The sequence below is a fragment of the Nonomuraea zeae genome, assembly GCF_005889725.1.
Taxonomy (GTDB): Bacteria; Actinomycetota; Actinomycetes; order Streptosporangiales; family Streptosporangiaceae; genus Nonomuraea; species Nonomuraea zeae.
Window position 1 is genome coordinate 1 of record NZ_VCKX01000111.1, and the last position, 20,723, is coordinate 20,723.

Genomic DNA, 20,723 nt, shown 5'->3' on the forward strand with positions numbered 1-20,723 from the left:
GGGTAGACGCTCCCCAGGACGACCAGGATCGCGCAGGCGGCGCGAGGCGAGCGTGGTGCTGGCCGTCACCGCCTGCGCGATCCTGGTCGTCCTGGGGAGCGTCTACCCGATCGGCGCGGTGCTGGGCTCGGCGCTGTCGCCGCCGGCCTGGCCGCGTTACGCGGAGTTCTTCACCTCGTCGGCGGACCTCCGCATCCTGGGGAACACGCTGCTGCTCGGCGTCCTGGTCGGCCTGACCGGCACCGCGATCGGGTTCCTGTTCGCGATCGTCCAGACCCGGCTGGACGTGCCCGGCAAGCGGGTGCTGCACCTCATCGCGCTCGTGCCGATGGTGAGCCCGCCGTTCGCGGTGGCCACCGCCACCATCGTGCTGTTCGGGCGGCGGGGGCTGGTCACGCACGGCCTGTTCGGGATCGAGTACGACATCTACGGGCTGGACGGGCTCGTGTTCGTCCTGTCGCTGTCGCTGTTCCCCGTGGCCTATCTCGGCCTGCTCGGCATGATGCGCGGCCTGGACCCGGCGATCGAGGAGGCGGCCATGACCATGGGCGCCTCCCGGTGGCGGGTGTTCAGGACCGTGGTGCTGCCGCTGCTCGCGCCGGGGTTCGCGGCCCCGTTCCTGCTGCTGTTCGTGGAGGCGGTCGCCGACCTGGCCAACCCGCTCGTCGTCAGCGGCGACTACACCGTGCTGGCCAGCCGCGCCTACCTGGCCATCACCGGCGAGTACGACACCACCGGCGCGGCCGTCTACAGCCTGATCCTGCTCGTGCCGTCGGTCGGCGTGTTCGCGGCGCAGCGCTACTGGCTGGGCCGCAAGACGCGCACGACCATCACGGGACGGCCGTCGGGCAACGTGCGGCCGGTCACCGGCTGGGTGCGACTGCCGATCCTGGCGCTGACCGCGCTGGTCGCGCTGCTCATCGTGACCGTCTACGGGACCGTGGTCGCCGGCGGGGTGACGCGGGTGTTCGGCGTGGATCACACGCTCACGTTCGCGTACCTGCGCGAGGTGCTGCTCGGCGTGGGGCGGCAGGCGTTGCTGGACACGACCCTGCTGGCCGCGATCGCCACCCCGATCGCGGGGCTGTTCGGCCTGCTCATCGCCTGGCTGGCGGTGCGCCGGCTGGCCGGGGCGGGCGGCTGGCTGGACTTCGCCGGAACGCTCGGGGTGGCCGTGCCGGGCACCGTGCTCGGCATCGGCTACCTGCTGGCCTACCGGCCCGGCCGGCACCTCGGCGACTGGCAGGTGTTCCCCAGCCTGGTGGGCGGCAGCGCGGTCGCGGGCGGTGCCGTCGCGATCGTGCTCGCCTACGTCGTCAGGTCCGTGCCCGCCGGGCTGCGTACGGGGACGGGGGCGCTGGCGCAGCTCCATCCGAGCCTGGAGGAGGCGTCGCGGGATCTCGGCGCCAGCCCGATGCGCACCTTCGGCAGGGTCACGCTGCCGCTGATCCGCCCGGCGCTGCTCACCGGGCTCAGCTACGCCTTCGCCCGCAGCATGACGTCGATCTCGACCATCATCCTGCTCGTCACCCCTGGCACGCACATCATCACCTCGCAGATCCTCAGCGCCGCCAACACCGGCCGCTACGGGGTGGCCTTCGCCTACTGCACGGTGCTGACCGCGCTGGTGCTGACCGGGTTCGCCGTCATCCGGGTGCTCGTCGGGCGGACCGCCGTACTTCACGCGACCCACGGAAGGCGGGAACGGTGATCGACGACACGCCGCGGGGCCGGCTCCGCCTCGACCAGGTGACCAAGGCGTTCCGCAGCCACGGCGCGGAGCCGGTCGTCGCCGTGGACTCGGTCACGCTCGACGTCGCGCCCGGCGAGTTCATCACCCTGCTCGGGCCGTCCGGCTGCGGCAAGACCACGACGCTGCGCATCGTGGCGGGGCTGGAGGAGGCCTCCAGCGGGCACGTACGGCTCGACGACGCCGTGATCGACGAGCTGCCGCCGCAGCGCCGCCCGATGGCCATGGTGTTCCAGAGCTACGCGCTCTTCCCGCACCTGAGCGTGGGCGAGAACATCGCCTACGGCCTGCGCGTCCAGCACCGCACGCGGGACGAGCTGGACAGCGCCGTCCGCATCGCCCTCACCAGCATGAACCTCGTGGGCCTGGCGGACCGCAGCCCGCACGAGCTGTCCGGCGGCCAGCAGCAGCGCGTCGCGCTCGCCCGCGCGCTCGTCGTCCAGCCGGAGGTGCTGCTGTTCGACGAGCCGCTGTCGAACCTGGATGCGAAGCTGCGCGGCGCCATGCGCGCCGAGATCCGCCGCATCCAGCGCCGCCTCGGCATCACCAGCCTGTACGTCACCCACGACCAGGACGAGGCGATGACCATGTCCGACCGGATCGTGGTGATGAACAGGGGCCGGATCGAGCAGGCCGCCACCCCGTCCGACATCTACTTCCGCCCGGCCACCGTCTTCGTGGCGGACTTCATCGGCCGGGCCAACTTCGTCGAGGTCGTCCCCGAGCGCACGGGACCGGACGGCGCGGTGGTCACCGCCCTGGCGCGGACCATGACCGTCCCCGCCCACCCCGGCGTGCAGGCGAACACCGCCGCCTACCTCATGGTCCGGCCCGAGACCCTCTCGCTGGCCGCCGCCGCGGAGGGCGGGGCGGGCTCGGTGCTGCGCGCCACGTTCCACGGGCACAGCGTGGACTACGAGGTCGAGACCACCTCGGGCACCCTCACCGTGACCGTGCCGGGACCCGACCCGCAGTGCCTGCTGGCCGAGGGCACGAACGTGACCGTCACCGCCGACCCGGCGAAGGCGTACGTGCTCACCAAGTCATGACAGGTCCGGCAGCCCGAGGTCCAGGTTGGGCTGGTCGATGCCGCCGTCCACCTGCAGCACCGCGCCCGTCACGTAGCGGCTCGCGGGCGAGGCCAGGTAGAGGACGGCGGCGGCGACGTCCTCGGGCTCGCCGATCCGGTGCAGGGGCGTCGCCTCCTCCATCCGCGTGCGCAGGCTCTCGTCGGTCATGACGAGGTCGAGGGCGGAGGTGGCGACCGCGCCGACGGCGACCGCGTTGACCCGGACCTTCGGCGCCAGGTCCCGCGCGGCCAGATGGGTGTAGTGGGTGAGCGCGGCCTTGGCGGTACCGTACGCCAGGTAGCCCCGGCCGGCCAGGCGGCCCATGGCGGAGGAGACGTTCACGACAGCGCCGCCCGCCTGGAGCAGGTGCGGCAGCGCGGCCCTGGTCAGCTCGTGCGCCACGCCCACGTTGAACTGGAAGGCGCCTTCCAGGTGCCGGCGCTTCGTGTCCGCGAACGCGCGGGGCAGCGCGCCGCCCACGTTGTTGACGACGACGTCCAGCCGGCCGAAGGCGTCGGCGGCCTGCTGGGCGAGCTCCTCGGCGGCGCCCGGCACGCTCAGGTCGGCGGTGACCGCCAGCGCCCGCCGGCCCGCCTTCTCCACCTGCTCGGCGACCGCCCGCACCTGCTCCTCGGTGCGCGCGCAGAGCACCACGTCCGCGCCCGCCTCGGCGAGCGCGACGGCGGTGGCCGCGCCGATGCCCCTGCCCGCGCCGGTGACGACGGCGACGGCTCCGGCGAGCTGGAATCGGTCCAGGATCATGCCGCCAGCCTAGGGTCGGATCACGATGACGCAAGGCCCGCCGATCAGCCGGTAGAAAGGATCCCATGAACACCGCGGACCTGTACGACGAGCGCGGCGACGAGCTCGACTCCTGCGACCTGCAGCTTCGCCAGTACGGCGGGCGCGGGGCCTTCGACGGCACGATCTCCACCGTCCGCTGCCACCAGGACAACGTCCTGCTCAAGGCCGCGCTGTCGGAGCCGGGCGCCGGCCGGGTCCTGGTCGTGGACGGAGGCGGCTCGCTGCACACGGCGCTGATGGGCGACCTGATCGCCGGCCTGGCGGTGGCCAACGGCTGGGCGGGCGTGGTCATCCACGGCGCGGTGCGCGACGTCGCCGCCCTGCGCGAGCTGGACCTGGGCGTCAAGGCGCTCGGGTCGAACCCGCGCAAGAGCGCCAAGGAGGGGGCCGGCGAGCGGGACGTCCCGGTGACGTTCGGCGGCGTGACCTTCGTGCCCGGCGCGCAGCTGTTCAGCGACGACGACGGGATCCTCGTCACGCGCGGGTGACCACCCCGCTTCGGGCCTGACCACCGGCCGAGCGCCCCGCCGGCCGAGCGCCCCGCCGGCCACGGGCGGCGGCTGCCACGGGGTGCGCCGTCCACGGGGTGCGCCCACCACGGCCCCGCCGGCCGTGGGCGCGCGGGGCCGTGGCCGGCGGGGTCAGCGGGTCAGCGGGGCGGCGTCACCAGTCGCCGCCGCCCTCGTCCTCGTCGCCCTCGAAGATCTCCTCGATGACCTCGCCCGCCACGAGGCCGCCCACCACGCCGGCGGCGCCGGCCGCGGCCACCGTGCCCCAGCCGGGCCCGCCGCGGTGCCCGTCGTGGTCGCCGTAGTAGCCCTCGTGGTGGCTCTCGTGATGGCCACCGTGGTGACCCCCGTGGTGACCCCCGTGGTGTGCGTGGCCGTACTGGGACAGGCCGTCCAGCCAGCGGCCGAGCTCGCCCGCCCAGTCCGTACGGAGCGCGTCGTCGTGGCTGACGTGGAAGCGGCCGATGGCGTCGCTGCTGGAGTAGCGGCCGGAGCGCTTGTCGGCCTCCAGGACCACCTGCAGCCCGGCCGGGTCGGCGACGAAGGTCACCTCGATCTCGCCGACCTGGCCCGCGTACCGGCCGGACGGGTAGAACTCGATCTCCTGGTAGAACGGCAGCTCCTGGTGCACGCCGTACAGCCGGCCGGCCTCCAGGTCGGCGGACTTGAAGGCAAACCCGAGCTGCAGCAGGGACTCCAGGATGCGCAGCTGCGACGGCAGCGGCTCGACCGCGATCATGTCCAGGTCGCCCTTGTCGACGGCCTTGGCGATGGCCAGCTCGGTGCGCACGCCCACCGCCATGCCGGTCAGCGGCTGCCCGCCGATCTCGCTGATCGGCGACTCCCAGGGCACCGGGATCGCGAACCCGATCACCCGCTCCTCGCCCTTGGCCAGCGTGAACGGCCCGGAGACCCGGACGCTGGAGAACTCGCCGAGCCCGGAGCTCTCTCCCTCGCCGTGCTCGATCTCCACCCTGGCCACCAGGCCCAGGGTGACGTGCTCGATCCCGGCGTCGAAGTCGCCGCCCTTGAGGCGTACCTCGCCCTCCAGCGTGCCGCCCGGCTTGGTCCGCGGGGTGGACAGAACGGTGTCCACCGAGGGCGCGCCCACGCCGAAGGCGCCCAGCATCCGTTTGAAGACCACGGCTTTGTTCTCCCTGTCGAAGATGGTCGTTGCCGCCCGCCTAAACGATCAGCGTGGAGACGGAGTTCCGGCCGTCGCCGGGCAGAAGGTAAAGACCGGTGCCGTGGTGCGGCCGGGTCAGGACGGGTCCAGGCCGCCGGCCTCCCTGACGCGCTCGACGAAGCGGTGCACGTGGTCGCGCAGCAGCCCGGCGGCCTCCTCGGCCGCGCCCGCCTGGGCGGCCCGCAGGATCTCGCGGTGCTCCTCGGCCTCCCGCTCCCAGGTCGGGACCCGGCTCCAGGCCGCCGACGAGATCAGGGCGGTCTGATCACGCAGCGAGTCGAGGGTGCTGACGAGCAGGGGGTTGCCGCAGCCGGCGTACAGCGCGCGGTGGAAGTCGCGGTTGGCCAGGCTGCGCTCGGCGCGGTCGGCGGCCTCGTCGGCGCGGCGCAGGGCGCGGGCGGCCGGGGCCAGGTCAGCGCCGCTCCCGACCGTGCGGGTGACCGCCTCGGGCTCCAGCAGCAGGCGCAGGTCGTAGACGGACTCCATCAGCGCGCTGTCGACCGTGCGCACCGTCGCGCCCTTGTACTCGCTCATCGTCACCAGGCCGGCGCCCGCGAGGGTCTTGAGCGCCTCGCGTACGGGCGTCTTCGACACCCCCAGCTGCTGCGCCAGGTCGGTCTCGACGAGCGCCTGGCCCGGCTGGAGCGCGCCGGTCAGGATCGCGTGCTTGATCGCCTCCAGGACGGCCGTGCCCCGGGAGGACATCGACCGGGGCTGTCCGGCGAAGACGGGGGACGCCATGACCTCACTCATTCTGCAAAGATATCTTACATCGCATCTCGTATATGACCGAAATTTCGGTTACAGTCGCGTGAATTACGACTTCAGGGACTTAACACACCAAGGAGGGCTACTCGTGAGCCTTCCGGTGTGGTCCGCGGACACGGACCACACCGGCCACACGGCTCCGCTTCTCGTACACACACCGGACCGGACGGACCCCCGGAGTGACGCCGTTGGCGCGGCGCCGCCGGGCAAGCGATCCGGCTGTCCGGTGTGGCAACTGCACTGACCTGCAGCATGGAGCTCGCATGCAGTCTAACTCGGCAACCCCCGCCCCGGCCGTGCCCGCGACAGCGCGACGCGCACGGTCCCGACTCCGCTGGGCCATCATCGCCATGTCGGCCGGCGGTCTCACCATCGCCTACCTCGACCGGTCCAGCCTCAGCGTCGCCAGCACCTACATGCAGGAGGAGCTGGGATTCGACCAGACCATGAAAGGAATCCTGCTCTCCTCGTTCTTCTGGTCGTACGCGATCTTCCAGCTGCCCTCCGGCTGGCTGCTCGACCGCTTCGGCCCGCGCGTGGTCTACCCGATCGCCGTCGTGTGGTGGTCGCTGTGGACCGCCGCCACCGCCCTGGCCCGCGGCTTCGGCTCGCTGATCGTCTGCCGCCTCGGCCTCGGCATCGGCGAGGCCCCGGTCCAGCCGGCCAACATCAAGGTGGTCGCCACCTGGTTCCCGCGCAGGGAGCGCGCGCTCGCCTCCAGCCTGTTCGACACCGGGCAGCAGATCGGCGTGGCCCTGTCCGTCCCGATCGTCACCGCGCTGATCGCCGCCTTCGGCTGGCGCACGGCGTTCGTCGTGATCGGCGCGATCGGCCTGGTGTGGGCGGCCGGTTGGCTGAAGATCTACCGCTCGCCGCAGGAGCATCCGAAGATCTCCCAGGCGGAGCTCGACTACATCGAGGGCGGCGACGCGGCCGTGCCCGACACCGGGCCGCCGATGCGCTGGCGCGAGCTGCTGCGCTACCCCACCGTGTGGGGGCTGGTGTTCGGCTACATCTGCCGCTCGGCCACCGGCGCGTTCTTCCTGACCTGGTACCCGAGCTACCTCGTGGAGGACCGCGGGTTCACCATCCTGGAGCTGGGCGTGTTCGGCTCCATCCCCGCGCTGCTCGGCGTCGGCGCCACGATCGCCGGCGGCGCCTTCTCCGACTGGCTGGTACGCCGCGGCGTGCCCATCTCCCGCGCCCGCAAGATCCCCATCATCACCGGCATGCTGCTGGCCTCCACGATCGCGCTGACCACGTTCGTGGACGGCAACGTGGCCGTCATGGTCCTGCTGTCGGTCAGCAACTGCGCCCACTCCTTCGCCGGGGCGGCCATCCTCAGCCTGCCGGCCGAGGTCGCCCCGTCGCCGTCGGTGGTCGGCTCGGTCGCCGGCTTCCAGAACTTCGGCTCGCAGATCGGCAACATCATCAGCCCGATCCTCATCGGCTTCTTCCTGACGCTGAGCGGCAACTCCTACACGGGGCCGATGTTGTTCGCCGGGGCCATGGCCATCCTGGGCACCCTGATCTACGGCTTCCTGGTGCGGATCCGGCCGCTGAACGAGACCGTACCCGCAGAGAGCAGAGGTTGATCGATGCATTCGCAGACAGACCACTTGACCGAGCGGCTGGCCGACGTCGCCGCCGTCACCGTGACGCCGTTCGACGCGGACGGCTCGGTCGATCTCGGCACGAACGCCAAGCTCGTCCGCCGCCTGGTCGACGCCGGCGTCAACGTGATCACGCCGAACGGCAACACCGGCGAGTTCTACGCCCTGACCCCGCACGAGCGGCGCCAGGTCCTGGAGTCCACGGTGGCCGCGGCCGGCGACGAGGCGTCCGTGCTGGCCGGCGTCGGGCTCGACGTCGCCTCGGCCGTCGAGGCGGCCCGGCACGCCCGCGACCTCGGCGTCCCGATGGTGATGGTGCACCAGCCCGTCCACCCCTACGTGTCGGCCGACGGCTGGGTGGACTACCACCGCCAGATCGCCGGCGCCGTGCCCGAGCTGGGCGTCGTCCCCTACATCCGCAGCCCGCACATCACCGGGGCACAGGTCGGCCGGCTGGGCGAGGCGTGCCCGAACGTGATCGGCGTCAAGTACGCCGTCCCCGACCCGGTCCGCTTCGCCTCCGTCGCCCGCGACGCGGGGCTCGGCCGGTTCACCTGGCTGTGCGGGCTGGCCGAGCCGTACACGCCGGCGTACTGGGCGGTCGGCGCCCGCGGCTTCACCTCCGGCCTGGTCACCGCGGCGCCGGAGCTGACACTGCGGATGCGCGACGCGCTGCGTGCGGGCGACTTCGCCGCGGCCATGGAAGTGTGGGAGCTGATCAGGAGGTTCGAGGAGCTGCGCGGCGCGGACGCCTCGGCCGACAACGTGTCGGTCGTCAAGGAGGCCCTGGCCCAGCTCGGCCTGTGCCGCCGCGACGTGCGCCCGCCGAGCAGGGCGTTGCCGGCCGGCATCAGGGAGGAGGTGGCCTCGATCCTGGCCGCCTGGCAGGAGGGGGAAGCGTGAAGATCACCGCATTGCGGACCTACATGCAGCGCGTCGCCGAGCGGCCGCGCCTGCTGGTGAAGGTCGAGACCGACGAGGGGGTGTCCGGCTGGGGCGAGGCCTACAACCACGGGCCCGACCACGCGCTGATCCCGGTGCTGGAGTACATGTTCCAGCAGATCGAGGGCGTCGATCCGCGCCGCGTCGAGTACGTGGTGCGCCGGCTCATTCAGGAGGCGCGCTTCCCGCCGGGCGCGATCGGCCTGGCCGCCATCGCGGCCATCGACCAGGCGCTGTGGGACATCTCGGGCAAGGCCGCGGGGCTGCCGGTCTACATGCTGCTCGGCGGGCACGTACGCGACCGCGTACCGGTCTATTGCGGCGTCTACACCGCCCCCGACCCGCCCGCCTGCCGCGACCTCACCCAGGAGCTGAACGAGCGCTACGGCTTCACCGCCTTCAAGCTCAGCCCCTACCGCCGCGACCTGTACGCGGGCCGCTGGGGCAACGTGTGCAAGGAGGCGGCCGACTACTTCGCCGAGATCCGCTCGATCAGCCCGCCGGAGTGGGAGTTCGCCTTCGAGGCGCACGCCAGGATCTTCGAGCCGCGCCAGGCCGTCCAGCTCGGCAACGCGCTGGCCCCGTACGACCCGCTGTGGTTCGAGGAGCCGATCAGGCCCGAGTACATCCCCGCGTGGGGCCGCCTGCGCGCCCAGCTCGAGGTGCCGCTGGCCACCGGCGAGTCCCTGTTCCTGCCGCAGGACTTCCTGGCCCTGCTGACGGCGGGCGGGGCCGACATCGTCCAGCCGGACGTGTGCGTGGTCGGCGGCCTGGCGCAGATGCGCAGGATCGCCGCGATCGCCGAGGCCCACTACGCGAGCGTGGCCCCGCACAACCCGATGGGCCCGCTGGCGACGGCGGTGAACGTGCACTTCGCCGCCGCGCACCACGGGCTCAAGCTGGTGGAGTACAAGCCGTGCGAGACCACCTGGTGCCCCGACCCCTACCTGCCGGTGGACGGGTATCTGGAGCTGCGGCCCGACCGGCCCGGCTGGGGGGTGGAGATCGACGAGTCCGTGCTGGGGGCCGACGACTACGTGCGCTGGGAGCGCGTCCTCCCGATCCGCCCCGACGGCTCCACCGGGTACGTGTAGCCGGACTCCGCGCCACGGCTCCGGCCGCGTGTCCGCCTCCGGCCGCGAACGCGGCTGGGCCTGGTGACAGCGGTATCCCATGGGGGACTCTGGTGAGGTGGTGACACAGCAGACGAATCCCCACGATCTCGGCGGCGCCGAGCCGCCGACCTCGCCGCTGCTGGAGCGGATCCGTCGCGGCATCATCGGCGACGACGAAGTCCTCGACGGCCCGTACGGACCCCGCCGCATCACCTACGCCGACTACACCGCCTCGGGCCGGTCGCTCGACTTCATCGAGGACTTCATCCGCGACCAGGTGCTCCCCCGCTACGCCAACACCCACACCGAGAGCTCGGGCACCGGCCTGCAGACCACGAGGCTGCGCGCGGAGGCCCGCAGGATCATCGGGGAGGCCGTCGGCGGCGGCCCGGACGACCTGGTCGTGTTCTGCGGCTCGGGGGCCACCGGCGCGGTCAACAAGCTCATCGGCATCCTGGAGCTGCGCATCCCCGACGGCCTGGCCCGCCGGTACGCGCTGAACGAGCGCATCCCGGCCGGCGAGCGGCCGGTCGTGTTCGTGGGCCCGTACGAGCACCACTCCAACGAGCTGCCCTGGCGGGAGTCCATCGCCGAGACCGTCGTCATCGGCGCGGACCACGACGGCCACATCGACCTGGACGACCTGAAGGCCCAGCTCGCCCGGTACGCCGACCGGCCGCTGCGCATCGGCAGCTTCTCGGCGGCCTCGAACGTGACCGGCATCCTGTCCGACACCGAGCGGATCGCGGCGCTGCTGCACGAGCACGGCGCGCTGTCGTTCTGGGACTACGCCGCGGCCGGCCCGTACGTGCCGATCAGGATGGCCGCCGGCGCGCCCGGCAGGGACGACCACAAGGACGCGATCTTCCTGTCGCCGCACAAGTTCGTCGGCGGGCCGCAGACGCCCGGCGTCCTGGTGGTGCGGCGCGAGCTGGTGCGCAACGCGGTGCCGACGGCCCCGGGCGGCGGCACGGTGCTGTTCGTGCACCCGGACGGGCACCGTTACCTGGACGATCCGATCGCCCGCGAGGAGGGCGGCACCCCCGCCATCATCGAGTCCATCCGCGCCGGGCTCGTGTTCGGGCTCAAGCAGGCCGTGGGCACCGACCTCATCCAGGCCCGCGAGGAACGCTTCTGGCAGCGGGCCCTGCACCGCTGGGGCCGCAACCCGGACATCGACATCCTCGGCGACCCGCACTCGCGGCGACTGTCGATCGTCTCGGTGCGCATCCGCGCCGGCGGGCTGCACCTGCACCACAACTACGTCGTGGCAGTGCTGAACGACCTGTTCGGCATCCAGTCCAGGGGCGGTTGCTCGTGCGCGGGCCCCTACGGTCACCGGCTCCTGGCCATCGACGAGGCCCGCTCCCGCGAGTTCCAGGAGGAGATCGGGCACGGCTGCGAGGGCATCAAGCCCGGCTGGGTACGCGTGAACTTCAACTACTTCATCTCCGACACCGTCTGCGACTACCTCATCGACGCCGTGGACCTGATCGCCACCTCCGGGCACCGGCTGCTCACCGACTACCGGTTCGACCCCGCCACCGGCCTGTGGCGGCACCGGCTGGGCGCGGCCGAGCCGCCGCTCCGGCTGTCCGGCCTGCGCTACGACGGGTCCGGCCTGCGTCTCGACGGCACGGCGCCGCCGGGCCCGCGAGCCCGCGCGGGCGAGGAGGTGCTGGCGGACTACCTGGCCCGGGCGCGCGAGCTGCTGGCCGCGCGGCCCGACGAGATCGACCTGCGGCCGAGCGGCCTGCCGGGCGAATTCGAGCGGCTGCGATGGTTCCCGTTACCCGCCGCATGCCTGGCCTGAACCGCTCCGCGCGTCGTTTACCGGAAACACACGCGCGTACGGGCATGCTTGTGCACCGGCAATCGTTGATGTTTCACTTTTCCGTACCTGGGGACCCAGTGGCGCGAGGGGGCTGATGAGATCTCTGCAGACTCTGCGCTGGCTGCCCTTCTCCGTCATGCTGAGTGTCGCCGTGGTCGATCTGCTGGCCGGCCCGTCGCTGGTGTTCCTGCCGCTCCTGACGCTGGGGCCCGCCTTCGCGTCGGTGTCGGGCGGCGTACGGCGGACCGCGATGGTCGGCGCGGTGGCGCTGGCCATCTGCCTGCCCCTCGCCTACCACAACGGCCTGCTGACCGACTGGCAGAACTACCTCACGGTCATCAGCATCCTCGGCGTGACCGGCGCGAGCATGCTGGCCGCCCGCCTGCGGCTGGAGCGTGAGCGCGAGCTGGCCAACGTCCGGCAGGTCGCCGAGGCGGCCCAGCGCGTGCTGCTGCGGCCGGTCCCCCGGCGGGCGGGCGATCTGCGCGTCGCCCTGTCCTACACCTCGGCCGCGGCGGAGGCCCAGATCGGCGGCGACCTGTACGAGGTCGTCACGACCCCGCACGGCGTGCGGCTGCTGATCGGCGACGTCCAGGGCAAGGGGCTGGGCGCGGTCGAGACGGCGGCCTGGGTGCTCGGCGCCTTCCGCGAGGCCGCCTACGACGAGGCCGACCTCGGCGACATCGGCGACCGGCTGGAGGTGAGCCTGGCCAGGCACCTGGGCGGGGAGCAGTTCGTCACCGCGATCGTCGCCGAGGTGCGCGACGGCGAGATGGAGCTGGTCCACTTCGGCCACCCGCCGCCGCTGCTGATCGGCCCCGACGGAACGAGCCGCACGGTGGACCCGCCCGAGCACGGCCTGCCGCTCGGGCTCGCCCTGCTCGACGCCACGCCGGCCAAGCCGCACCGGGTCCCGTTCGGCGAGGGGGACCGGATGCTGTTCTTCACCGACGGTGTCATCGAGGCCAGGAACCCCGACGGCCACTTCTACCCGCTGGCCGAGCGGGCCGTCCTGCTGACGCGCGACGAGCCGCAGGCCGCGCTGGACGCGCTCAGGGGCGACCTTGTCGCGCACGCGGGCGGCCCGCTGCTCGACGACGCCGCCATGCTCCTCCTGCACCGCCAGGGCGGCTGAGGGCCGTACCGCCGGCCGCGCGGACCTGCCCGGCTGATAGAACGATAACGATTAGCTGTGAACCCAGCTCCCGATGTGCACCTTTCGCGGCTCCCATGGAACGCTACATGCGGCATGCAACGGGCGAGGATCGGGTGAGGTCGGGTGGCTTCGAGTTCCGGGGGATCGATCTGGCGGCGCCTCGGGCGGGCGGCCGCGTTAACCGCCGGCGTCAGTGCTCTGACGCTGGCCGTGGCGAGCTGCGGCGTTGCCGCTCCCGCCGAGCCCGCGGCGTCTCCTACGCAGGAGTCGACCGCCACGGCGCAGGAGAGCACCGCCCCCGAGACCGGCAAGCCGCCGGCGGTGGAGCCCGGCTGGCCGCGCTGGGGGTTCACGCACACGGGGGTCAGCGCCAACAACGTCACCCGTGAGTTCGAGCAGAGCGTCTCCGCCTCGCTGGCGCAGACCCCGATGGTGCAGAACCAGCACATCATGGGCTTCGGGGCGCTCAACCCCGAGCCGTACCCGGGGCAGTACTTCTGGGAGGACCTCGACAGCCGGCTGAACCTGATGAAGCAGTCGGGTGCCACGGGGGTCATCACGCTCTGCTGCGCGCCCGACTGGATGAAGGGCGGCCCCGAGGGCCCGACCGAGGAGTCGGCCTGGGCCGAGCACCTGGAGGACGCCCCCTACCCCGAGCACTTCGACGACTTCGCCAAGCTGGCGGCGGCCGTCGCATCGAGGTACAAGGACGTCAAGTACTTCATGGTGTGGAACGAGTTCAAGGGCTTCTGGAAGGACCACTCCAAGCCCGCGGACTACAAGGGCTACACCCAGCTGTACAACAAGGTCTACGACGCGGTGAAGGCGGCGCGGCCCGACGCGAAGGTCGGCGGCCCGTACCTCGGCTTCGACAGCAACAAGTCCGGCGACTCCGAGCTGCGCGGCGACTGGGGGGTCGTCAACCAGAACGTGCTGGACGCCTTCAACTACTGGTTCGAGCACAAGAAGGGCGCCGACTTCGTCGTGGTCGACGGCGCCTCCGTCACCGACGCCCACGAGCTGCTGCCCGACGAGTTCGGCGCGCTGAAGAAGTTCGGCGCGGTGACCAAGTGGCTGCGCGAGAAGGCCGGCGACCTGCCGGTGTGGTGGTCGGAGTGGTATTTCGTGCCCGAGGACGGCACCACGTGGCCGGAGCCCAAGCGGCTGGCCGTCCAGGCCGCCTCAATGATCAAGTTCGCCGAGAGCGGCGCGGCGACGGCGCTGTACTGGAATCCGCAGGCCAAGGAGGGCGCGTGCGCGGCCTGCATGTGGGATCCGCGCTCCGGCGCCCCGCTGGCCACCGGCAAGCTGGTGAGCAGCTTCGCCAAGTGGTTCCCCGCCGGGGCCGAGCTGGAGCAGGTGTCCTCATCCGATCCGAAGATCCGGGTGCTCGCCCAGCCGCAGCAGCTCGTGATGGTCAACTCCAGCGGCTCCGCCGTCACCGCGACCGTGGACGGCAAGGAGGTCAGCCTCAAGCCGTACGAGATCAAGTGGAGCGGCCGCTGACGAGACCTCCCGCTCAAGGTCGGGCATGGGCTACTTTTACCCGTGCTTGCCGGACAAGTGATAGGCCGTTCGACGACCCGGGCCTATGGTCGCGTCCATGGACTCCGCAGAAGACGGCGAGCGGGAGCAGATCCTGCGGGTGGCGACCAGGCTGTTCGCCGCGCTCGGCTACGACAGCACCTCCACCCAGCAGATCGCCGAGGCGGCCGGCCTGGACGTGGCGACCGTCAGCGCGCATTTCGCAGACAAGCGGGAGCTCTACCTGGCGGTGATGGCGGAGGCCCACCGGATCCTGGCCGCGGTCATCGAGCCCTGCTGCGACGCGCTGAGGGCGGCCTCGCCCGAGGGGAAGGCGGAGGCTCTGTACCGGTTCATCGATGGATATTTCGAAGTGTGCCTGGAATATCCGGAGATCCCGTCCCTGTGGATGCACCGATGGCTGGCCGACGCGAGCGACATCAGCGACCTGGAGGCGATGAGCGCCCTGCCGCTGACCCGGTACGCCGTGGACGCCGTCGCCACGGTGGCGGCGCCGGTGGACGCCGATCCGCTGTTCATCACGTACACGATGGTCTGGTGCATCCACGGCTTCTCGCTGAGCGGGGTGCTCGACAAGACCGGGCGGCGGCGCCGCCTCGACGACGACGCCGCCACCGCCCGGTTCCGCGCGCATCTGCACCAGCTCCTGGCCCGCGCGCTCGGCCTGGCGTAACACGGCCGAGCGCCGCAGCGAAGTTCGCGGACGGTAAGCGGCTTGCCAGATGAATACGTGTATTCTGCCCTTATGGGGGGTTTGGAGCTATTGCTGCGTTCACGATATGTGAGCGAGGCGTCCTGAGACGGTGCGGAGAGACAGCGTCTCCGCGTTGGGCGTGGCGAACGATTCGCCTCGCCTGGACGAGTTGCTGATCGAAACCATCAACCGTACGGGTGCGCACATCGGCGCCGTCTACCTGCTGGTCGAGGACGGCCGGGTCCTGCAGATGGTGACCGAGATGGGGCTGCCCGCCCCCATCGCCAAGGTGTGGTCAAGGATCAGGATGAACGATCCGGTGCCGATCGCCGTCGCGGTGCGTGAGCGGCGGCTGGTGTGGCTGGCCGGCAGGGAGGAGCTGGCCCGCACCTACCCGGCCGCCGCGCTGGCACTGCCGTACCACTTCGCGGTGGCGGGGGCGCCGATCCGGTCCAGCGACACCGTCTGGGGCGGGCTGCTGCTCCTGTGGCCGTCCGGCCGCGGGCGGGGGCTCGACCAGCGCCAGCGCGACATCATCGACGGGGCCTGCGCCCGCATCGGCGATCTGCTCCAACGGACCGCCGCACGGGGCGAGCCGATCACTCCCGGCGCCCAGCCGCGCCTCCTGGACCCGCGACCCGTCCGGATGGCGGACAACGGGGCGGAGCTGGTCGCGCTGGAGTGCCTCAACCGGCTGCCCGAGGGCTTCTTCTCGCTGGACGTGGAAGGGCGCGTGACCCTGCTCACCGCCCCCGCCGCCGACCTGCTCGACAGCTCGGCGGCCGAGCTGCTCGGGGTCCGCCCGTGGGAGGCGCTGCCCTGGCTGGACGACCCGGCGTACGAGGACCGCTACCGGGCCGCGGTCGTCGGCTGGCAGATCACCCACTTCACCGCGCGCAACCCCTTGGGCCGCCTGCTGTCCTTCACGCTCTATCCGGGCCTGTCCGGCATCACTGTACGCGTCACCTCCCTGACCGCCCGCCCCGATCCCGGCCGGACGCCGGCGACCGGCCCCGACGGCGAGCGCCGGCCCCGCGGGATCGCGCTGCACGAGATGCTGCACCTGGCCACCAGCCTGGCACGGGCCGTGACCGCGCAGGAGGTCGTCGACCTCGTCTCCGACCACGTCATGCCCCTCTACAACGTGCAGGCCCTGGCCATCCTCACCACGCACGGCGGGCGGCTGCGGGTGGCCGCCTCGCACGGTTACAGCCGGCAGGCCGTCGAGGAGCTCGACGGCCATCCCGCGATCCCGCCGGCGCCCGCCCAGCATCCGTTCGACGCGGCGAGACCGGCCTTCTTCTCCACCTGGGACGAGCTGCGCGCCGCCTATCCGCGCGCCATCCGCTCCGACAACATGTCCGCCTGGGCCTTCCTGCCGCTGATCACCTCGGCACGGCCGATCGGCACCTGCGTGCTGGCCTATGACCGTACTCACCGGTTCGACGCCGACGAGCGCGCGACGCTGACCGCGCTCTCCGGGCTGATCGCCCAGGCCTTCGAGCGGGCCCGGCTGTACGACGCCAAGCACCAGCTCGCCGGGTGCCTCCAGTCGAGCCTGCTGCCGCGCACGCTGCCCGAGATCCCCGGCCTGGACGTGGCCGCCCGCTACGTGCCCGCCATGCCGGGGATGGACATCGGCGGCGACTTCTACGACCTGATCCAGCTCAGCGACACCATGGCCGGGGCGGTCATCGGCGACGTCCAGGGCCACGACGTCACCGCCGCCGCCCTGATGGGGCAGGTGCGCACCGCCATCCGCGCGTACGCCACCGCCGGCTCGCCCCCGGGCGAGGTGCTCGCGCACACCAACCGGCTGCTCGTCGAGCTCGCTCCCGACCGGTTCACCAGCTGCCTGTACCTGAGCCTCGACCTGGCCGAGCACACCGCGTGCGTAGCCAGCGCGGGCCATCTCCCGCCGCTGCTCGGCCGCCCCGGCACGCCCGCCCAGATCATCGACACCATGCCGGGGCTGCTGCTGGGGATCGACCCCGAGGCCGAGTACGCCACCATCGAGCTGCGCCTGACGCCCGGCTCGGTGCTGAGCCTCTACACCGACGGCCTCATCGAACGGCCGGGCCTCGACCTGGGGGACGCGATCACGGACCTGGCCGAGCGGTTCAGGCCCTGCCATGGCCAGCTGCTGCACGATCTCGCGGAGTCGCTCATCGAGGCGGCCGCCGTGGAGCAGCGCACGGACGACATCGCGGTGGTCCTGCTGCGGGACGCGGGCTCCCGCTGAGTGGCGGATGCCCGTCAACGTACGGGCCGGTCCTGGCCCGCCGGGGTGGCCCGCGCCGCGAGCAGGTGCAGCGCCAGCAGGGTGAGCCAGGCCCACCCGGCGGTCACCGCCACCCGCTGGAAGAGCCCGCCGTAGGCGACCAGCGCCGCGTTCTGCGCGAACCCGCTCGTGGCCAGCACGTCGGCGGCCACGAACACCACGGCGGCGATCCCCGACCAGACGGCCCGCCCGGGCTCCCGCAGCCGGGCGAACCTGACCGCGAACACCACGCACGCCACCGGCAGCGCCACGAAGCCCGGCAGGGAGAGCAGGTCGTGCAGCGCCGCGTGCAGGCTCCCGTAGTCCGCCAGGAGATCGGGCGTCCCCGGCGGATAGCCGCTCACCGGGTCGGTGGTGAACACCCCCGCGGTGATCAGCGCGACCGCCCAGGCGCCCACCAGGATCGGCCCCCACAGCGATCCCCTGCGCTGCGGCGATGACGTGAGCGCTCGCCGCAGCCCCGCGGCGGCGGCGAGCGACAGCAGGCCGGCGACGATGAAGTTCGCCGTCTGGATCCAGCCGGACCCGCCCAGCGCGAGCGAGCTGACCGGGTGGCGCAGCCAGTCGTAGTGGTCGCGGACGGCGCCCTGGGCGAGGAACGTGACGACGAACAGCGGGCCCGCCACCACCCCGCACCACAGTAGGCGTCTGGTCGTCCTGTCTCCTGGTTCCGCCGCCGGCGGCCCGGGTGCCGGGCTCGGCGGTGCGATAGTCCTCATGCCTGTCAAGCTAGACTGACAGCGAGCGCGCCGTCAAGCCAGACTGACAAGCTTTTCGCCGTCAGCTCAACCTGACAGAGCCGTCGCCGTCAGCCCGGACTGACAGACCTGCCGGCCCGCCGGCACGTCCCCGCGAGCCCGCGGCATCAACCGTTCGATGGATGCCGCGCCCGCCGCGACCCGGTGATCCTCGGTACATGACGAACACCGAGGACGCGACCGGCGGGGCCGGGCGATGATCGAGATCACGGGCCTGACCAAGCGCTATGGCGGCAAGGCGGCCGTGGACGGGCTGACGTTCACCGTCGAGCCGGGCCGGGTCACCGGGTTCCTGGGGCCCAACGGGGCCGGAAAGTCGACGACCATGAGGATGATCCTCGGCCTCGACCGCCCCGACGAGGGCCGCGTGCGGGTCAACGGGCGCGGCTACGTGACCGCGGCGCTGCCCATGCGCGAGGTGGGCGCCCTGCTGGACGCCCGCGCGCTGCACGGCACCCGTACGGCCCGCAACCACCTGCTCTGGCTCGCCCACGCGGGCGCGATCGCCGAGAGCCGGGTGGACGAGGTGCTGCGGCAGGTCGGGCTGGAGTCGGTGGCGCGCAAGCGGGCCGGCACCTTCTCCCTGGGCATGAGCCAGCGGCTCGGCATCGCGGCGGCGCTGCTCGGCGACCCGCGGGTGCTGCTGTTCGACGAGCCGGTCAACGGGCTCGACCCTGAGGGCGTCAAGTGGATCCGCGAGCTGATGCGGGACCTGGCCGGCGAGGGCCGGACGGTGCTGGTCTCCAGCCACCTGATGAGCGAGATGGCGCTGACCGCCGACCACCTCGTCGTCATCGGCAGGGGCCGGCTGATCGCGGACGTCGGGATGACCGAGTTCGTCCGGCACAGCTCCGGCGTGCTGGTCCGGGCGGACGATCCGGAGCGGCTGGCCACGGCCCTGACCGCGGCGGGCGCCGCCGTGGAGCCCGAGCCGGGCGGCGCGCTGGCCGTCTCCGGGCTGGAGGCGGGGGCGATCGGCCGGATCGCCCTGGACGCCGCGATCGCATTGTCGGAGCTGACCCCGAGGCGGCTCTCGCTTGAGGAGGCCTACATGAACCTGACCCGCGACAGCATCGAGTTCGAGGCGGGTGCGGCATGAGGGCCACCGTCGCGCACGCGCTGCGCTCCGAATGGACGAAGTTCCGCACGCTCCCGTCGAACCTGACCACCCTGCTGATCGCCGTGCTGCTGATGACCGGGCCCGGCACCCTCACCGCCTACCGCGCGGGCGAGGGCTACCGGGGAGGCGTGTTCGACGCGACCGGCATCAGCATGTACGGCGGGTTCCTGTTCGCGCAGATCGCCGTGGGTGCGCTGGGCGTGGTGGTGATGACCTCCGAGTACGCCACCGGCATGATCCGTACGAGCCTGAGCGTGGTGCCGAGGCGCGGACGGCTGCTGAGCGCCAAGGTCGCGCTGTTCGGCGGGGTCGCCCTGGTCGCCGGGGAGGTCGCGGCCTTCGTCACGTTCCTGCTCGGGCAGTCGGCCATCGCCGCGGGCGGCGCCCCCAGCGTGACGCTCGGCCAGCCCGGCGTCCTGCGCGCGGTCGCGGGCATGGGGCTGGTCTGGGCGCTGGTGGGCCTGACCGGCGTGGCTCTGGGCTGCCTGCTGCGGGACGGCATGACCGCGGTCACCGTGCTGGTCGCGGTCAACTTCATCATCCCGATCATCGGGCCCCGGCTGCTGCCGGAGTCCGCCGGGGACCTGGTGACGACGTACTGGCCGATCTCGGCCGGGCTCCAGGTGATCACCACCGTGCAGGACCCCGGGCGGCTGGCCCCCTGGGCGGGGCTGGGGGTGCTGGCCGGCTGCACCGCCGTGCTGCTGGCCGCGGCGTTCGCCCTGTTCAGGTGGCGGGATGCGTGAGGTGGCCGCGCAGGCTCGGGGCGGCGCCGGCCGCCGGGAGCGCGCTGACGCTCAGGCGGGTGCGCCGTTCAGGATCTCGACCCGGCCCGTGTCCAGCGAGTAGTACGCGCCGACCACGGCCAGGGATCCCTTGCTCACCAGCGGCGCTAGGTCCCGGTTGCCGCGCAGGGCGCTCGCGGTCAGCTGCACCTGGGCTCTGGTCATCGTCTCCTTCGGGTCGGCGCCGCCCTGCCGTACGGTCTGCTCGTACGCCGGGCGCAGCGCCTCCTCGATCGCCCGGAGGTTGCCCGGCAGCGGCTTGCCCTCCCGCAGGGCGTCGTACGCGGCCGAGACCGCCCCGCAGCGCTGGTGACCGAGCACGACGATCAGCGGGGTCCCGCTGGTCATGGGCCCGTACTCGACGGAGCCGGTGATCACCGGCCCCACGGCCACCCCGCCGCTCCGCATGACGAACAGATCGCCCAGGCCGGTGTCGAAGACGAGCTCGGGCGGCACCCGGGAGTCGATGCACGACAGCACCGCGCCGTACGGCTGCTGGCTGGAGGCCAGCAGCTCCCGGCGGGTGGGGTCGCGGTCCGGGTGCTGGAGTGCGTTGGTCACCCAGCGCCGGTTGCCCGCCATCAGCCGCTCGTAGGCGGCCTTCGGCGTGCTGGGGGACGGTCCCCTGCGGGCCGCGGGCGCCGCCTCGCGCATCTCGGGCAGCATTTCGGCCGATGAGCAGCCGGCCAGGCACGCCGCCGCCAGGGACGCGGCTCCGGCGAGCAGCGTGCGCCGCCCCCGGCCGTCAGCTTGAGAGCCCATGACCTGCACCTTCCCCCCGCGGGCGAAGATC

18 protein-coding genes are annotated in these 20,723 nt (G+C 72.3%); 13 read left to right on the plus strand and 5 right to left on the minus strand.

The annotated features are described in order from the left end of the window. Both ETD85_RS30915 and ETD85_RS30920 read left to right on the plus strand, forming a co-directional pair. On the plus strand, nucleotides 1-1,711 hold a 1,711-nt coding region (locus ETD85_RS30915), incomplete at its 5' end, for an ABC transporter permease (protein ID WP_206058764.1). Further along, on the plus strand, nucleotides 1,708-2,799 hold the full coding sequence (locus ETD85_RS30920) for an ABC transporter ATP-binding protein (protein ID WP_138693332.1): 1,092 nt from the start codon (nucleotides 1,708-1,710) through the stop codon (nucleotides 2,797-2,799). The genes ETD85_RS30915 and ETD85_RS30920, both read left to right, overlap by 4 nt. On the opposite strand, the gene ETD85_RS30925 is transcribed toward ETD85_RS30920, so the two are convergent. Continuing rightward, nucleotides 2,794-3,582, minus strand: a complete 789-nt coding sequence (locus ETD85_RS30925; RefSeq protein ID WP_138693333.1) for an SDR family oxidoreductase — start codon at nucleotides 3,580-3,582, stop codon at nucleotides 2,794-2,796. The genes ETD85_RS30920 and ETD85_RS30925 overlap by 6 nt on opposite strands. A 65-nt stretch (nucleotides 3,583-3,647) precedes the next feature. Between ETD85_RS30925 and rraA the strand changes: the two genes are divergently transcribed. Next, complete coding sequence (gene rraA / locus ETD85_RS30930) at nucleotides 3,648-4,112, plus strand: ribonuclease E activity regulator RraA (protein WP_138693334.1); 465 nt, start codon at nucleotides 3,648-3,650, stop codon at nucleotides 4,110-4,112. 175 nt (nucleotides 4,113-4,287) lie between these two features. Here the strand turns inward: rraA and ETD85_RS30935 are convergent, their stop codons facing one another. Together ETD85_RS30935 and ETD85_RS30940 are read right to left on the minus strand one after the other, a co-directional pair. Beyond that, complete coding sequence (locus ETD85_RS30935) at nucleotides 4,288-5,277, minus strand: sporulation protein (protein WP_138693335.1); 990 nt, start codon at nucleotides 5,275-5,277, stop codon at nucleotides 4,288-4,290. Between the two features lie 117 nt (nucleotides 5,278-5,394). Next, nucleotides 5,395-6,072, minus strand: a complete 678-nt coding sequence (locus ETD85_RS30940) for a GntR family transcriptional regulator (protein WP_240779545.1) — start codon at nucleotides 6,070-6,072, stop codon at nucleotides 5,395-5,397. A 365-nt stretch (nucleotides 6,073-6,437) separates the two neighbouring features. Here ETD85_RS30940 and ETD85_RS30945 point away from each other — a divergent pair, with 365 nt between their 5' ends. From ETD85_RS30945 to ETD85_RS30980, 8 genes are all read left to right on the plus strand, one after another. After that, nucleotides 6,438-7,682 carry an MFS transporter gene (locus tag ETD85_RS30945; RefSeq protein ID WP_170246923.1) on the plus strand — a complete coding sequence of 415 codons (1,245 nt, stop codon included), beginning with the start codon at nucleotides 6,438-6,440 and terminating at the stop codon, nucleotides 7,680-7,682. Nucleotides 7,683-7,685: 3 nt separating this feature from the next. Next, nucleotides 7,686-8,603, plus strand: a complete 918-nt coding sequence (locus ETD85_RS30950; RefSeq protein ID WP_138693337.1) for a dihydrodipicolinate synthase family protein — start codon at nucleotides 7,686-7,688, stop codon at nucleotides 8,601-8,603. Continuing rightward, nucleotides 8,600-9,736, plus strand: a complete 1,137-nt coding sequence (locus ETD85_RS30955; protein ID WP_138693338.1) for a mandelate racemase/muconate lactonizing enzyme family protein — start codon at nucleotides 8,600-8,602, stop codon at nucleotides 9,734-9,736. Before ETD85_RS30950 ends, ETD85_RS30955 begins: the two co-directional genes overlap by 4 nt. Before the next feature lie 100 nt (nucleotides 9,737-9,836). Beyond that, a complete protein-coding gene (locus ETD85_RS30960) occupies nucleotides 9,837-11,570 on the plus strand; it encodes an aminotransferase class V-fold PLP-dependent enzyme (RefSeq protein ID WP_206058766.1) in 1,734 nt (577 codons plus the stop codon). Between the two features lie 115 nt (nucleotides 11,571-11,685). Then, the gene (locus ETD85_RS30965) at nucleotides 11,686-12,726 is read left to right on the plus strand and encodes a PP2C family protein-serine/threonine phosphatase (protein WP_138693340.1); all 1,041 of its coding nucleotides are present in this window, start codon (nucleotides 11,686-11,688) and stop codon (nucleotides 12,724-12,726) included. 144 nt (nucleotides 12,727-12,870) lie between these two features. Next, complete coding sequence (locus ETD85_RS30970) at nucleotides 12,871-14,253, plus strand: GH39 family glycosyl hydrolase (protein WP_138693341.1); 1,383 nt, start codon at nucleotides 12,871-12,873, stop codon at nucleotides 14,251-14,253. Nucleotides 14,254-14,350: 97 nt separating this feature from the next. Beyond that, nucleotides 14,351-14,965, plus strand: coding sequence for a TetR/AcrR family transcriptional regulator (locus ETD85_RS30975; RefSeq protein WP_138693342.1), 615 nt, complete (start codon nucleotides 14,351-14,353; stop codon nucleotides 14,963-14,965). A gap of 190 nt (nucleotides 14,966-15,155) precedes the next feature. After that, a complete protein-coding gene (locus tag ETD85_RS30980) occupies nucleotides 15,156-17,228 on the plus strand; it encodes a SpoIIE family protein phosphatase (RefSeq protein WP_240779546.1) in 2,073 nt (690 codons plus the stop codon). A 14-nt stretch (nucleotides 17,229-17,242) separates the two neighbouring features. Here ETD85_RS30980 and ETD85_RS30985 read toward each other — a convergent pair whose 3' ends face one another. After that, the gene (locus ETD85_RS30985; protein ID WP_138693343.1) at nucleotides 17,243-17,986 is read right to left on the minus strand and encodes a DUF998 domain-containing protein; all 744 of its coding nucleotides are present in this window, start codon (nucleotides 17,984-17,986) and stop codon (nucleotides 17,243-17,245) included. Nucleotides 17,987-18,221: 235 nt separating this feature from the next. Here ETD85_RS30985 and ETD85_RS30990 point away from each other — a divergent pair, with 235 nt between their 5' ends. Continuing rightward, nucleotides 18,222-19,124, plus strand: a complete 903-nt coding sequence (locus tag ETD85_RS30990; protein WP_138693344.1) for an ABC transporter ATP-binding protein — start codon at nucleotides 18,222-18,224, stop codon at nucleotides 19,122-19,124. Then, a complete protein-coding gene (locus ETD85_RS30995) occupies nucleotides 19,121-19,891 on the plus strand; it encodes an ABC transporter permease (RefSeq protein WP_138693345.1) in 771 nt (256 codons plus the stop codon). The genes ETD85_RS30990 and ETD85_RS30995 overlap by 4 nt, the downstream gene beginning before the upstream one ends. 51 nt (nucleotides 19,892-19,942) lie before the next feature. Here the strand turns inward: ETD85_RS30995 and ETD85_RS31000 are convergent, their stop codons facing one another. After that, entirely contained in the window at nucleotides 19,943-20,692 is a 750-nt protein-coding gene (locus ETD85_RS31000; RefSeq protein ID WP_206058768.1) for a carbonic anhydrase, read from the minus strand. Between the last annotated feature and the right edge of the window lie 31 nt (nucleotides 20,693-20,723).